This is a genomic window from Mesorhizobium sp. M0491 (genome assembly GCF_040321265.1).
GTDB lineage: Bacteria > Pseudomonadota > Alphaproteobacteria > Rhizobiales > Rhizobiaceae > Mesorhizobium.
The window spans coordinates 183,665-196,109 of sequence record NZ_JAMYRE010000001.1; the positions used below are offsets into that span (position 1 = coordinate 183,665).

At 63.4% G+C, this 12,445-nt stretch carries 10 protein-coding genes; 7 read left to right on the forward strand and 3 right to left on the reverse strand.

Annotation, left to right across the window (positions count from 1 at the left end):
* Positions 1 to 11 precede the first annotated feature (11 nt).
* From NKI69_RS00820 to NKI69_RS00830, 3 genes are all read left to right on the forward strand, one after another.
* Positions 12 to 812, forward strand: a complete 801-nt coding sequence (locus tag NKI69_RS00820; protein ID WP_023811655.1) for a class II glutamine amidotransferase — start codon at positions 12 to 14, stop codon at positions 810 to 812.
* A 327-nt stretch (positions 813 to 1,139) separates the two neighbouring features.
* Positions 1,140 to 2,060 carry an amidase gene (locus NKI69_RS00825; RefSeq protein WP_352719588.1) on the forward strand — a complete coding sequence of 307 codons (921 nt, stop codon included), beginning with the start codon at positions 1,140 to 1,142 and terminating at the stop codon, positions 2,058 to 2,060.
* Between the two features lie 40 nt (positions 2,061 to 2,100).
* Complete coding sequence (locus NKI69_RS00830) at positions 2,101 to 2,514, forward strand: amidase family protein (protein ID WP_352719589.1); 414 nt, start codon at positions 2,101 to 2,103, stop codon at positions 2,512 to 2,514.
* Here the strand turns inward: NKI69_RS00830 and NKI69_RS00835 are convergent.
* A complete protein-coding gene (locus NKI69_RS00835; RefSeq protein WP_352719591.1) occupies positions 2,508 to 3,581 on the reverse strand; it encodes an NAD(P)/FAD-dependent oxidoreductase in 1,074 nt (357 codons plus the stop codon). The two genes, NKI69_RS00830 and NKI69_RS00835, sit on opposite strands and share 7 nt — an antisense overlap.
* Before the next feature lie 236 nt (positions 3,582 to 3,817).
* Here NKI69_RS00835 and NKI69_RS00840 point away from each other — a divergent pair, with 236 nt between their 5' ends.
* Entirely contained in the window at positions 3,818 to 5,410 is a 1,593-nt protein-coding gene (locus NKI69_RS00840) for a peptide chain release factor 3 (protein WP_352719592.1), read from the forward strand.
* Between the two features lie 75 nt (positions 5,411 to 5,485).
* Here NKI69_RS00840 and NKI69_RS00845 read toward each other — a convergent pair whose 3' ends face one another.
* Complete coding sequence (locus NKI69_RS00845; RefSeq protein ID WP_027039696.1) at positions 5,486 to 5,956, reverse strand: VOC family protein; 471 nt, start codon at positions 5,954 to 5,956, stop codon at positions 5,486 to 5,488.
* A 251-nt stretch (positions 5,957 to 6,207) separates the two neighbouring features.
* Here NKI69_RS00845 and ilvD point away from each other — a divergent pair, with 251 nt between their 5' ends.
* On the forward strand, positions 6,208 to 8,052 hold the full coding sequence (ilvD, locus tag NKI69_RS00850) for a dihydroxy-acid dehydratase (RefSeq protein WP_023811662.1): 1,845 nt from the start codon (positions 6,208 to 6,210) through the stop codon (positions 8,050 to 8,052).
* Between the two features lie 158 nt (positions 8,053 to 8,210).
* Here ilvD and NKI69_RS00855 read toward each other — a convergent pair whose 3' ends face one another.
* Positions 8,211 to 9,965, reverse strand: coding sequence for an ABC transporter ATP-binding protein (locus NKI69_RS00855; RefSeq protein WP_128363991.1), 1,755 nt, complete (start codon positions 9,963 to 9,965; stop codon positions 8,211 to 8,213).
* Positions 9,966 to 10,134: 169 nt separating this feature from the next.
* Here NKI69_RS00855 and NKI69_RS00860 point away from each other — a divergent pair, with 169 nt between their 5' ends.
* The gene (locus NKI69_RS00860; RefSeq protein WP_352439719.1) at positions 10,135 to 11,415 is read left to right on the forward strand and encodes an amidohydrolase family protein; all 1,281 of its coding nucleotides are present in this window, start codon (positions 10,135 to 10,137) and stop codon (positions 11,413 to 11,415) included.
* Between the two features lie 106 nt (positions 11,416 to 11,521).
* A complete protein-coding gene (locus NKI69_RS00865; protein WP_023811665.1) occupies positions 11,522 to 12,445 on the forward strand; it encodes a DMT family transporter in 924 nt (307 codons plus the stop codon).

The following is a 12,445-nucleotide window of genomic DNA, read 5'->3' on the forward strand; positions in this document are numbered from 1 at the left end:
CGACAGAAGCGATGTGCCGGTGGGCGGCCTATCTCGGTGAAGCAGTCTTTCTCGAAGACATGCTCACCGCGCCCTGTCACTCGCTGATCGCCCAGAGCCATTGCGCCCAGGAAGCGAAATCGCCGACCAATGGTGACGGTTTTGGCCTTGCCTGGTATGGCGACCGCCCGGAGCCGGGTCTCTACCGAGACATCCTGCCGGCATGGTCGGATCCCAATCTGAAGAGCCTGTGCCGGCAGATCAAATCCGGCCTGTTCCTCGCCCATGTGCGGGCGTCGACCGGCGGCGCCACCAGCCGCATGAATTGCCATCCGTTCATCTCCAGCTCTTGGTCGTTCATGCACAACGGCCAGATCGGCGGCTTCGAAAAAATCCGCCGCGCGCTGGAGAATTCGCTGTCCGACGCTGTCTTCGACCAGCGCGAAGGCACCACCGATTCCGAATTGTTTTTCCTGCTGATGATCGACGAGGGATTGACCGGCGATCCGCAAGGCGCCGTCTCCCGCGCCACCAGCCGCGTGCTCGAAGCCTCGCGCCGCGCCGGCCTCGAACCGGCGCTGAAACTCACCGCCGCCTTCTCCGACGGGCAGGCGCTGCATGCGGTGCGCTACGCCACCGACGCTCACGCACCGACGCTCTACACGTCTGTCCTGCGCAAGGGCGGCGGCCGCTGCATCGTTTCCGAGCCGTTCGACCGCGAGGGCGGCGACTGGCAGGCGATCCCGCCGTCGAGTTTTGTGACGATCACTGGCGATGGCATGGTCATTCGCCCTTTCGCACCCGCATCGGCCAGGCTGGCACTGGCCGTCTAGTTGCAAAAGTGCGGCAACGCCGCGGGACAGCCCCCCTCTGTCCTGCCGGACATCTCCCCCACACGGGGGGAGATTGGCACCTGCGACTGCCGCGCTATTCCTTGCAACGTCCGAGATTGGCGAAAGCTGTCGTGACATCCAATCTCCCCACCTGTGGGGGAGATGTCCGGCAGGACAGAGGGGGGCGCCGTAGAGTGCAGACTTGGACAGTCCAGTCTGCACAATTTCGATCAAACGCAGCCAATCCTCGAATGCTCAACTCCATTTGAAGCAGCGCCGCTGTCCGCCATCCGATCAGGCGAACGCGGCCAAGCCGGAGCATTGTCAATGGACCTCGTCTTTTCCTCAACCATCGAGCTGGCCACTGCCATCGCCGCGCGGAAGATCTCCGCCGTCGAGGCACTCGACGCGCATCTGGCGCAGATCGATGCGCACAACGATGCGGTCAACGCCGTCATCTCGCTCGACAGGGAAGGGGCTCGCGAGTGCGCCAAGAAGACCGACGCGGCCCAGGCGCGCGGCGAGGCCCTCGGCCCGCTGCACGGCGTACCGTTCACGCTGAAGGACATGCACGATACATCCGGCATGAAGACCACGGTCGGCTTTCCGCCCTTTGCCGACTATGTCGCCAAACAGGACAGTCCGGTCGTCGCCCGCTTGCGTGCGGCTGGCGGCGTGCTGATGGCCAAGACCAATGTCGCGACCATGCTTTCGGACTGGCAGTCGAACAATCCGCTGTTTGGTCGCACCAGCAATCCCTGGAATCTCCAGCGCACGGCGGGCGGTTCCAGCGGCGGCGCGGCGGCTGCACTTTGCTCGGGGATGACGCCGTTCGATGTCGGCACCGACATGCAGGACTCAATCCGGCTGCCGGCCAGTTTCTGCGGTGTCTATGGCCTGAAGCCGACGGAGCACCGCGTCTCGCTGGCCGGCGTCTTTCCCGATCCCGGCGGTACTGCGCGCAGCGTGCGGCTGATGTCCTGCCTTGGGCCGCTGGCGCGCAGTGTGGAAGATTTGGCGCTGATCTATCAAATCATTGCCGGTCCTAATGGAAGCGACACCGATCTTGCGGCCGGTGCCGGTCGAGGATATGCCAAGCCTCGACCTCAAGACATTGCGCATTGCCTTCGCGCCGTTCTTTCCCGGGTTTCCAGTGGCGGGCGACGTCAGCGCCGCGGTCGAAAGTCTCGCAAGGCAGTTACAATCCGCAGGAGCGGTCGTCGAAGAAGCAAAACTGCCGAAACTTGACCTGCATGACGATCTGGAGCAGGGCGGCGCGCTGATCGGCATGATGCTGGAGGCCGCTCAGCCTGAGCCGCCGGAGGAACCGACACCGGTCTCGCGCTGGTTCGAGGCACTCGCCCGCCGCGACAAATCCATTCTCGCCTGGGACCGGTTTTTCGAGGCCTACGACGCGTTGATCTGCCCGGTCGCCATGACCACCGCCTTCCCGCATTGCGAGCCGGGCACGCCGATCAAGGTCGACGGCAAGGAGCAGAGCTACTGGATGCTGCCGGCCTATGGCGCCGTGTTCAACTACAGCGGCCATCCAGCGCTTTCCATGCCGTGCGGACTGGACAGCACCGGCCTGCCGATCGGCCTGCAACTGGTCGGCAAACGCTGGTCGGAGTCACGGCTGCTCGGCATCGCCAAGGCAATCGAACCACTCACCGGCGGCTTTCGCCGTCCGCCCGGCTATTGAGCGAAGCGCGACAATCCATAAGGGGCAAGTAAGGGGTCGCGCTCGCCGTCGAGGATTTCCCTTGTGGCGAACAGGCCGACGGCCGGCGCCAGCGTGATGCCGGAATGCATGACCGCGACATAGACACCGTCCATGCCCACCGCGCGGCCGATGATCGGAAAGCCGTCGATCGGCGTCGGCCGGTAGCCGACCGTGTGGAAATCCAGCGCCAGACCTTCGCCACCTCGCAGGCTGGCTTTCAGCGCCGCAAACAGCTCTTGGGCGGTGGCTTCCGCATCCATGCCGGGGTCGGAGCCGCCGAAATCCGAGCCGGCGATGATGCGGCCTTCCGCAGTTTGGCGCATGTGAAGCCGCTCGGCCAGCACCAGCCCGTTGAGCAGCTTTTTGGTGGGCCTTGAATGGACGATCAGGCCGGACGGCGTTTCGATCGGCAGGTTGATGCCGGCCGTCGCGGCGATCTCCGGCGAGCCGACGCCGGCCGCGACCACCACCTCGTCTGATGCAATCAATCCGTGCGAAGTGTCGACACCGGTGATCCTGCCGCCGGTCTGGACCAGGGCCGTCACCGTGCTGGAGATGGTCTTCGCGCCATGTCGCTTCGCGTCTGCCAATAGGGCATGGGCGGCGGCCACGGGCTCTGCGACACCTTCCTCAGCCACATGCAGGGCAAAGTCGGGAAGCTCGGCGAGATTGGGCTCGATGCGCGCGGCACCGGCGCGGTCGACGCGTTCGATGCCGTAGCCCCAGGCGGAATGCTCCGTGGCGTAGATTTCCATGTCGGTGGCCGACAGATCCCAGCACAGGCCACCGCACCAGCTGAGCGGCAGGCCGGGTAGGTCCTGCGCCAGCCGCGACCATTCGGCCATGGCGCGGGTGCGCAGCCGGAAATAGGGCTCCGGATTGCCCCAGCTGGCATTGATCCAGGCAAACGAGTTTGGGGTGGCGATTCCACCGACGGGGCTGTCGGAAATGACCGTGACCTGTGCTCCCGCCTTGCTCAGATGCCAGGCGATGGAGGCGCCGATGATGCCGGCGCCGATGACGATCACTTGTTTCGCCGCTGTCATGTTCGTTCCTTTGCCTCGTCATCCCGAGGGATGTTCATCCAGTGCCATCCCGGCAGCCGCTTGCCAACATTGCGCAGCGCAAAATATGCGGCAATGCACTGGCCGGAGCCACAGCACGACTGAGCTGTATGCTCTGACGGTGAGGCGGCGATCGGCAGCGCCCGAGCCGCCGGACCGGTCGACAGGCCGGCACTGCGCTGCTAGAAGCCCGGCCTGTCACACGGAAATCCCAGAGAATGCCCGAAGCAATAGAAGAAGAAGTGGCGCGCCGCCGCACCTTCGCGATCATCGCGCACCCGGACGCCGGCAAGACGACGCTCACCGAAAAGCTGTTGCTGTTCGGCGGCGCCATCCAGCTCGCTGGCGAGGTCAAGGCCAAGAAGGACAAGATCCAGACGCGGTCCGACTGGATGAAGATCGAGCGCGAACGCGGCATTTCGGTCGTCACTTCGGTGATGACCTTCGAGTATGAGGACAATGTCTTCAACCTGCTCGACACGCCCGGCCACGAGGATTTCGCCGATGATACCTATCGCACACTTTCCGCGGTCGACTCGGCCGTCATGGTCATCGACGCCGCCAAGGGCATCGAGCCGCGCACGCTGAAACTGTTCGAAGTCTGCCGCCTGCGCGATATCCCGATCATCACCTTCGTCAACAAGATGGATCGCGAAAGCCGCGATCCGTTCGAGATCCTCGACGAGATCGAGCAGAAGCTGGCGCTGGATACTGCCCCCGTCACCTGGCCGATCGGCCGCGGCAAGAATTTTGCCGGCACCTATCATCTGGCGCTGAATGCCGTGCGCAGGGGAGACGCGGAGAAAGAACGCACGCCGGTCAACGGTCCCGATTCCAACCGCGTTGCCGGCCTGCTGCCAGAAAACGAACGCGAAGCCTTCATCGAGGAACTGGAGCTCGCGCGGGAAGCGTGCAGACCCCTTGATATAGAAGCCTTCCGAGAGGGCCATCTGACGCCGGTCTATTTCGGCTCGGCGCTGCGCAATTATGGCGTGCGCGACCTGATCGAGGCGCTTGGCGCTTTTGGACCGTCGCCGCGCGCGCAGGAGGCCGACACCCGCAAGGTCGAGGCAACCGAGGAGAAGATGACGTCCTTCGTCTTCAAGATCCAGGCCAACATGGATCCCAACCACCGCGACCGCATTGCCTTCGTCCGCGTCTGTTCGGGCAAGCTCGAGCGCGGCATGAAGGCCAAGCTGGTGCGTACGGGAAAGCCTATGTCGCTGTCGGCGCCGCAATTCTTCTTTGCCCGCACCCGCGTCACCGCCGACGAGGCGTTCGCCGGCGATGTCGTCGGCATTCCCAACCACGGCACGCTGCGTATTGGCGATACGCTGACCGAGGGCGAGGAAATCCTGTTCCGCGGCGTGCCGAATTTCGCACCGGAAATCCTGCGCCGCGTTCGCCTCGGCGACGCGATGAAGGCGAAAAAACTCAAGGAAGCGCTGCACCAGATGGCAGAGGAGGGCGTCGTGCAGCTGTTTTCGCCCGAGGATGGCTCGCCGGCCATCGTCGGGGTCGTCGGCGCGCTGCAGCTCGACGTGCTGAAGGAACGGCTGAACTTCGAATACACGCTGCCGGTCGAATTCGAAATGTCGCGCTTCTCGGTGTGTCGCTGGATCTCGGCCGACGACAAGGCCGAGACGCTTCGCTTCATCGAGGCGCATCGCGGCGACATCGCCCGCGACCTCGACAATGATCCGGTGTTCCTCGCCCAGCACGCTTTCTCGCTGAACTACGAAGCGGAACGCTGGAAGGCGATCAGGTTTGCCACGATCAAGGACTATCAGGTCCGCGACAGAGCGGCGTAGGCGCCAGTTTTTCCTTCTCTCCGTTCACGGGGAGAAGGTGCTCGAAGGGCAGATGAGGGGCGGCGCGACCCTTGACTATCCTCTAGCGGCTTCCTCGATCTTGGCGATGTCGATCTTGCTCATCTGCATCATCGCCGACATCACGCGGCCGGCCTTGGCCCGGTCCGGATCCAGCAGCAGGCGCGGCAGCTGCTCCGGCACAACCTGCCAGGAGACGCCGAATTTATCCTTCAGCCAGCTGCATTGCGACGGTTGGCCGCCACCTTCGATGAGCTTGTCCCAGAAGTAATCCACCTCTTCCTGCGTCTTGCAGTCGATCGACTGCGACATCGCCTCGGTGTGCTTGAATTGCGGTCCACCATTGAGCGCCTGGAACTGCACCCCGTCGAGTTCGAACGTGGTCACCAGCACCTTGCCTTCATCGGCGTGGCCTTCGGGCCAGCGCATTACGCTCAGCACCTTCGAATTCTTGAAGATGGAGACGTAGAAATTCATGGCCTCTTCGGCCTGGCCGTCGAACCACAGGCAGGTGGTGATCTTTTGCATGTCGTGCTCCTCGGGTGGTTTTGGTTGCGTTACGGCGAAACGGCTGACTCCGAACGCGGTGCCATTTCCATGCCGTCTGCCCAAGGACGGGCATGCAGTGCGCCATCCGACAGTGCCACGCATTTTTTTTGAGAGAATCTGGCGCATTGCAAAATTGTGGCCAGACCGGGCTTGCGCGTCTATAACGCCTGCGGTCCGAATTCAGCTCTGCCGCGCCATGCTTGGCTGTGGCCAGCCACCAAGGAAAAAACATGCCTGCCTATCGCTCCCGCACCACCACCCATGGCCGCAACATGGCCGGCGCTCGCGGCCTCTGGCGCGCCACCGGCATGAAGGACTCGGATTTCGGCAAGCCGATCATCGCGGTGGTCAACTCCTTCACCCAGTTCGTGCCGGGCCATGTCCATCTCAAGGATCTCGGCCAGTTGGTCGCGCGCGAGATCGAGAAGGCCGGCGGCGTCGCCAAGGAATTCAACACCATCGCCGTCGACGACGGCATCGCCATGGGCCATGACGGCATGCTCTATTCGCTGCCGTCGCGCGAATTGATCGCCGACTCGGTCGAGTACATGGTCAACGCTCACTGTGCCGATGCCATGGTCTGCATCTCCAATTGCGACAAGATCACGCCCGGCATGCTGATGGCCTCGTTGCGCCTCAACATCCCGACCGTCTTCGTTTCCGGCGGTCCCATGGAAGCCGGCAAGGTGGTTCTGGCCGGCAAGACGCAGGCGCTCGACCTGGTCGATGCCATGGTCGCGGCCGCCGACGACCGAATTTCCGACGAGGACGTCAAGGTCATCGAGCGCTCGGCCTGCCCGACCTGCGGCTCCTGCTCGGGCATGTTCACCGCCAATTCGATGAATTGCCTGACCGAGGCGCTGGGCCTTTCGTTGCCGGGCAATGGCTCGACGCTGGCTACCCACGCCGACCGCAAGCGGTTGTTCGTCGAGGCCGGCCACTTGATCGTCGATCTCGCTCAGCGCTATTACGAGCAGGACGACGAAACCGCGCTGCCGCGCAACATCGCCTCGAAGGGCGCCTTCGAGAACGCCATGACGCTCGACATCGCCATGGGCGGCTCGACCAACACCGTGCTGCACATCCTGGCTGCCGCGCATGAGGGCGAGATTGATTTCGATCAGGACGACATCGACGCGCTGTCGCGCAAGGTGCCGGTGCTGTGCAAGGTTGCTCCGGCCAAGTCCGACGTCCACATGGAAGACGTCCACCGCGCCGGCGGCATCATGGCCATCCTCGGCCAGCTCGACAATGCCGGCCTGCTCAACCGCGACCTGCCGACGGTCCATACGCGAACGCTGGGCGAAGCGCTCGACCATTGGGATATTTCCCGCACGACCAGCCAGAGTGTGCGCGATTTCTTCCTCGCCGCCCCTGGTGGCGTGCCGACACAGGTCGCTTTCAGCCAGGATCGCCGCTGGGACGAGCTCGATCTCGACCGCGAGAAAGGCGTCATCCGCTCGACCGAACATCCCTTTTCCAAGGACGGCGGCCTCGCCGTGCTGAAAGGCAATCTGGCTCTCGACGGCTGCATCGTGAAGACGGCCGGCGTCGATGAATCGATCCTGAAGTTCACCGGCCCGGCCCGCGTCTTCGAAAGCCAGGATTCCAGCGTCAAGGCGATCCTGTCCAACGAGATCAAGGCCGGCGATGTGGTCGTCATCCGCTATGAAGGGCCGCGCGGCGGCCCAGGCATGCAGGAAATGCTTTATCCAACCAGCTATCTGAAGTCGAAAGGGCTCGGCAAGGCCTGCGCTCTGGTCACCGACGGCCGCTTCTCCGGCGGCACCTCGGGCCTGTCGATCGGCCATGCGTCGCCGGAAGCCGCCGAAGGCGGGCTGATCGGGTTGGTGCAGGAGGGCGATACGATCGAGATCGACATCCCGAACCGCAGCATCCGCCTTGCTGTCGATGACGCGGAGCTCGCTGCGCGCCGGGCGGCGATGGAGGCCAGGGGCGCCCTGGCCTGGAAGCCAGAGGAAAAGCGCAAGCGCAAGGTGACGACCGCCTTGCGCGCCTATGCCGCGATGGCGACCAGCGCGGCCAAGGGGGCTGTCAGGTTCGTGCCGGAATAAGGTTCGCGCCCAGGCCCCCTCATCCGGCCGCTACGCGGCCTCTTCTCCCCGCTAGGGAGAAGAGGCTGGCGCCGGCGCTGACGATCTCTTCTCCCCTCGGGGAGAAGGTGGCCCGAAGGGCCGGATGAGGGCGCCTGGCTCCAACATCCGGAACACCATCAGGGCATCAACTGATACTCATAAAGCTTCTGGTAGAGCCCGCCCTGCTTGAGCAAGGTCTTGTGCGGGCCGCTTTCCACCACCTTGCCGGCTTCGAGCACCACGATCGTGTCAGCCTGGTGCACGGTCGACAGACGGTGCGCGATAACGATCGTCGTGCGGCCTTCCGTCAATTGCTGCAGCGCGTCGCGGAACAGTGCTTCCGATTCGGCATCGAGCGCGCTGGTCGCTTCGTCCAGAAGCAGGATCTCGGCATTGCGCAGCATGGCGCGTGCGATCGAGATCCGTTGGCGTTGGCCGCCCGACAGCAGGCCGCCATTCTCGCCGACATCCGTCTCGTAGCCTTTCGCCTGCGCGCTGATGAAATCATGGGCGTTGGCCGCCTTGGCGGCGGCGATCACCTCTTCGTCGGTCGCACCCTCGCGCCCAAGCCGGATGTTGTGCATGATGGTGCCGGCAAACAGGAACGTGTCCTGGCTGACATAGGCGATCTTTTCCCGCAGCGATGCGAGCGTTGCATGGGAAATATCCTGACCATCGAACAGCACCTTGCCGCTCTTCGGGTCGTACATGCGCATGATCAGGTTTAGAATCGTCGACTTGCCGCCGCCGGAAGGCCCGACCAGCGCCGTCATCTTGCCGGGCGCAAGCGTCAGATCGAACCTGTCCAGCACCGGCGGCCCGTTCTGATAAGCGAAGTCGACGGCGTCGAACCGGATCTCGCCCGGTCCGGCCAGAAGCGGCTTCGCGTCCGGCTTCTCGACCAGAGTCAGCGGCTGGTCGGCGAGCTCGAACATCATGCGCACGCCGACAATGCCGCTTTCCAGCGATATGCGCACGCGCGCAAGGCGCTTTGCCGGCTCATAGGCGAACAGGAGCGCCCCGATGAAGGCCATGATGTTTCCAGGCATCTGGCCGCCTTGCAAGACCAGGAAGCCGCTGACGAAGATGGCCCCGGCAATTGCCAGTCCGGCCAGCGTCTCCATCACCGGGCTTGTCGCAGCCTCCAGCGTCGCGATGTTGTTGGCCCGGTTCTCGACGTCCGACACGGCCTTGTACATGCGGTTGCGCATTGCGCCTTCGAGGTTGAAGGATTTGACGACGCGCACGCCGATTGCAGTTTCCTGCATCACCTGCACGATCTGGCCGACCGAGCGAAACTCCATCGCGGCGAACTTGCGAACACGTTTGAGGATGCGGTTGACCCCGTAGATAGCCAAGGGGCCGACGACAAAGCAGATTATGGACAAGGCTGGCTGCTGCCAGACCATGACTCCTACCAGGACAACCAGCGACAACAGGTCGCGCACATAGGACGTGACAACGAGGTCGAGCACGTTGCGCGCAGCCTGCGCATTGTTGGTCATGCGTGTGATCAGGTCGGACGACGAGGTCGAATGGTAGAATTCGATGCCTTGCGCCAGGATGCGGTCGTAGATCTTGCGCTGGCGATCGGCGATAATGGCGTTGCCGACCCGGCTCATGAAATAAGCCTGGATGAAGTTGGCGAGACCCTTGAGAATGAAGATCGTGGCGACCCCCGCCGCAATCAGGTTGACGCGGTCAATCCGCTTGAAGACCACGAATTCGTCGGTGATCTCTTTGAGAATCCAGGCGCTGGCGCCGGTCGTGGCGGCCACCACAAGCATGGACAAGATCGCGGCGCCGTAGCCAAACCTGTGCTGGTAAAAGGATTCCCGGATCAACCTCGCAACGAGGCGCTGGTTTTCCGTCGAGCGGAAGAAACGAAACAAACGGCGGATCCTTGAAACCGGGACAACGAAGGCGGCTTATAGAGGGAGTTGCGGCCGGATGGAACCATCCGCGGCCGCCGCGGACAAACCGCTGTTGCAAGCGGCATCGACGGGATGCGATTTTCAGCCTCGGCTATATCAGATGATTCTTTTGACGGGATGACGACAGATGGATTTCGACCTTATCGTTCGCGGCGGCACGCTGCCTGATGGCAGGGTTGCCGACATAGGCATCAGCGGTGAGACGATCGCAGCGATCGAGCCCGTTATGCAGGGTTCCGCGCGAACCGAGATCGACGCCCGTGGCAATCTGGTCTCGCCGCCCTTCGTCGATCCGCATTTCCACATGGACGCGACGCTCTCATACGGCATTCCGCGCATCAACGCGTCGGGTACGCTGCTCGAAGGCATTTCGCTATGGGGCGAGTTGAAGCCGCTTTTGACGCATGAGGCGGTGCGTGATCGCGCATTGGCCTATTGCGACTGGGCGGTGTCGATGGGCCTGCTCGCAATCCGCACCCATGTCGATGTCTGCGATGACAGGCTGCTGGCGGTCGAGGCGCTGCTCGAGGTCAAGAAGACGGTCGCCCCCTATATCGACCTGCAACTGGTCGCCTTCCCGCAGGACGGGTTCTACCGCTCGCCGACGGCACGTGAGAACACCATCCGCGCATTGGACATGGGCGTCGACATTGTCGGCGGCATCCCCCATTTCGAGCGCACCATGGCCGACGGCACGCGTTCGGTAACGGAGCTGTGCGAGATCGCGGCCAAACGCGGCCTGATGGTCGACCTGCATTGCGACGAGACCGACGACCCGCTGTCGCGTCACATCGAACAGCTTGCCTATGAGACGCAGCGCCTTGGTCTGCAAAACAGGGTGGCCGGCTCGCATCTCACATCGATGCATTCGATGGACAATTACTACGTCTCGAAGCTGCTGCCGCTGATCGCCGAGGCCGGCGTCTCGGTCATTCCCAATCCGCTGATCAACATCATGCTGCAGGGCCGCCACGACACCTTCCCGAAGCGCCGCGGCCTGACTCGGGTCAAGGAGATGCTGGCGCTCGGCATTCGCGTCGGCTGGGGCCAGGATTGCGTGCTCGATCCCTGGTATTCGCTTGGCACCGCCGACATGCTCGATGTCGCCTTCATGGGTCTGCACGTTGCTCAGATGTCGAGCCCGGCCGAGATGGCGCGCTGCTTCGACATGGTCACCAACGTCAATGCCGCGATCATGGGCCTCGATCATCTCGGCCTGGCGGTCGGCAAGCGCGCCAGCCTTGTCGTCCTCGATGCCGGCAATCCGGTCGAAGCCCTGCGCTTGCGCGCCGAGCGCCTGTGCGTCATCGCCAGGGGCAAGGTGGTGGCGGAGCGGACGAAGCAGGAAACCAGGCTGTCCATCGACGGAAGGCCGGGAATGGTGAACCGGCGGCACATATCCAGCTAGATACAGCCGATTCCTGGCGCTGGTCTTACCCATTGCCCGAATTCTCCTCGTCAAAGCCGCCGCTTCCGTCTACGACGCGGCTTACTAGGGAGGAATCGGGATCGGCATGACGCAGCCCGTGGCGCAGAATTCGACGATCAGGAATGTGCTTCTGGCCGGCATTCTGCTGATGCTGGCCGGCGACTTCCTGTTTGCGCTGAACGACGCCATGGGCAAGTGGCTGGTCGCCAGCTTCTCCGTCGGTCAGGTGGTGCTGATCCGCTCCATCGGCGCCTTTTTCGTGCTTGGCCCGATGATTGCCCATCAAGGCACGGCCAAGCTGTTTCGCATGGAGCGCTTGGAGCTGCAGCTGCTGCGCGTTGTCATGACCACGCTCGACACCGCGCTCTTTTATGCCGCCGTGGTCTATCTGCCGCTTGCCGATGTCATGAGTTTCTACATGGCCGGGCCGATCTACGTTGCGGCGCTCTCGCACCTCTTGCTTGGCGAAAAGGTCGGTTGGCGCCGCTGGATGGCGATCCTGCTCGGCTTCTGCGGCGTTTTGATCATGCTGAAACCGTCCTCGGCGGCGTTCTCGCTGTCGTCGGGCTTTGCGCTGGTGGGCAGCATCTCCTTCGCCTTCGCCATCATCCTCAACCGCCGGCTGCGCGGCACCAGCGACACCAATCTGGTGACATGGCAGACTATCGGCACGCTGCTGGTCGGGGGTGTGCTGACCATCGGCGCCTGGCAGACGCCGTCGGCGCTCGATCTCGGCGCCATGCTGCTGCTCGGCATCGTCTCCTGCGGCGCGCATCTGATGATCACCAGGGCGCTCAAGCTGGCGCCGGCTTCGACATTGGCGCCGCTGCACTACACGCTGCTGCTGTGGGCGGTGGTGTTCGGACTGGCATTCTTCGGCGACGTGCCAGGCCCGCGCATACTGATCGGCTCGGGCATCGTCGTTCTGGCCGGCCTGTTCATCTTCCACCGCCAGAAAGTGGTCGAGACTGCGGTGCCGCCCGAAAACGTGCCGAAGGGCGTGAATTAG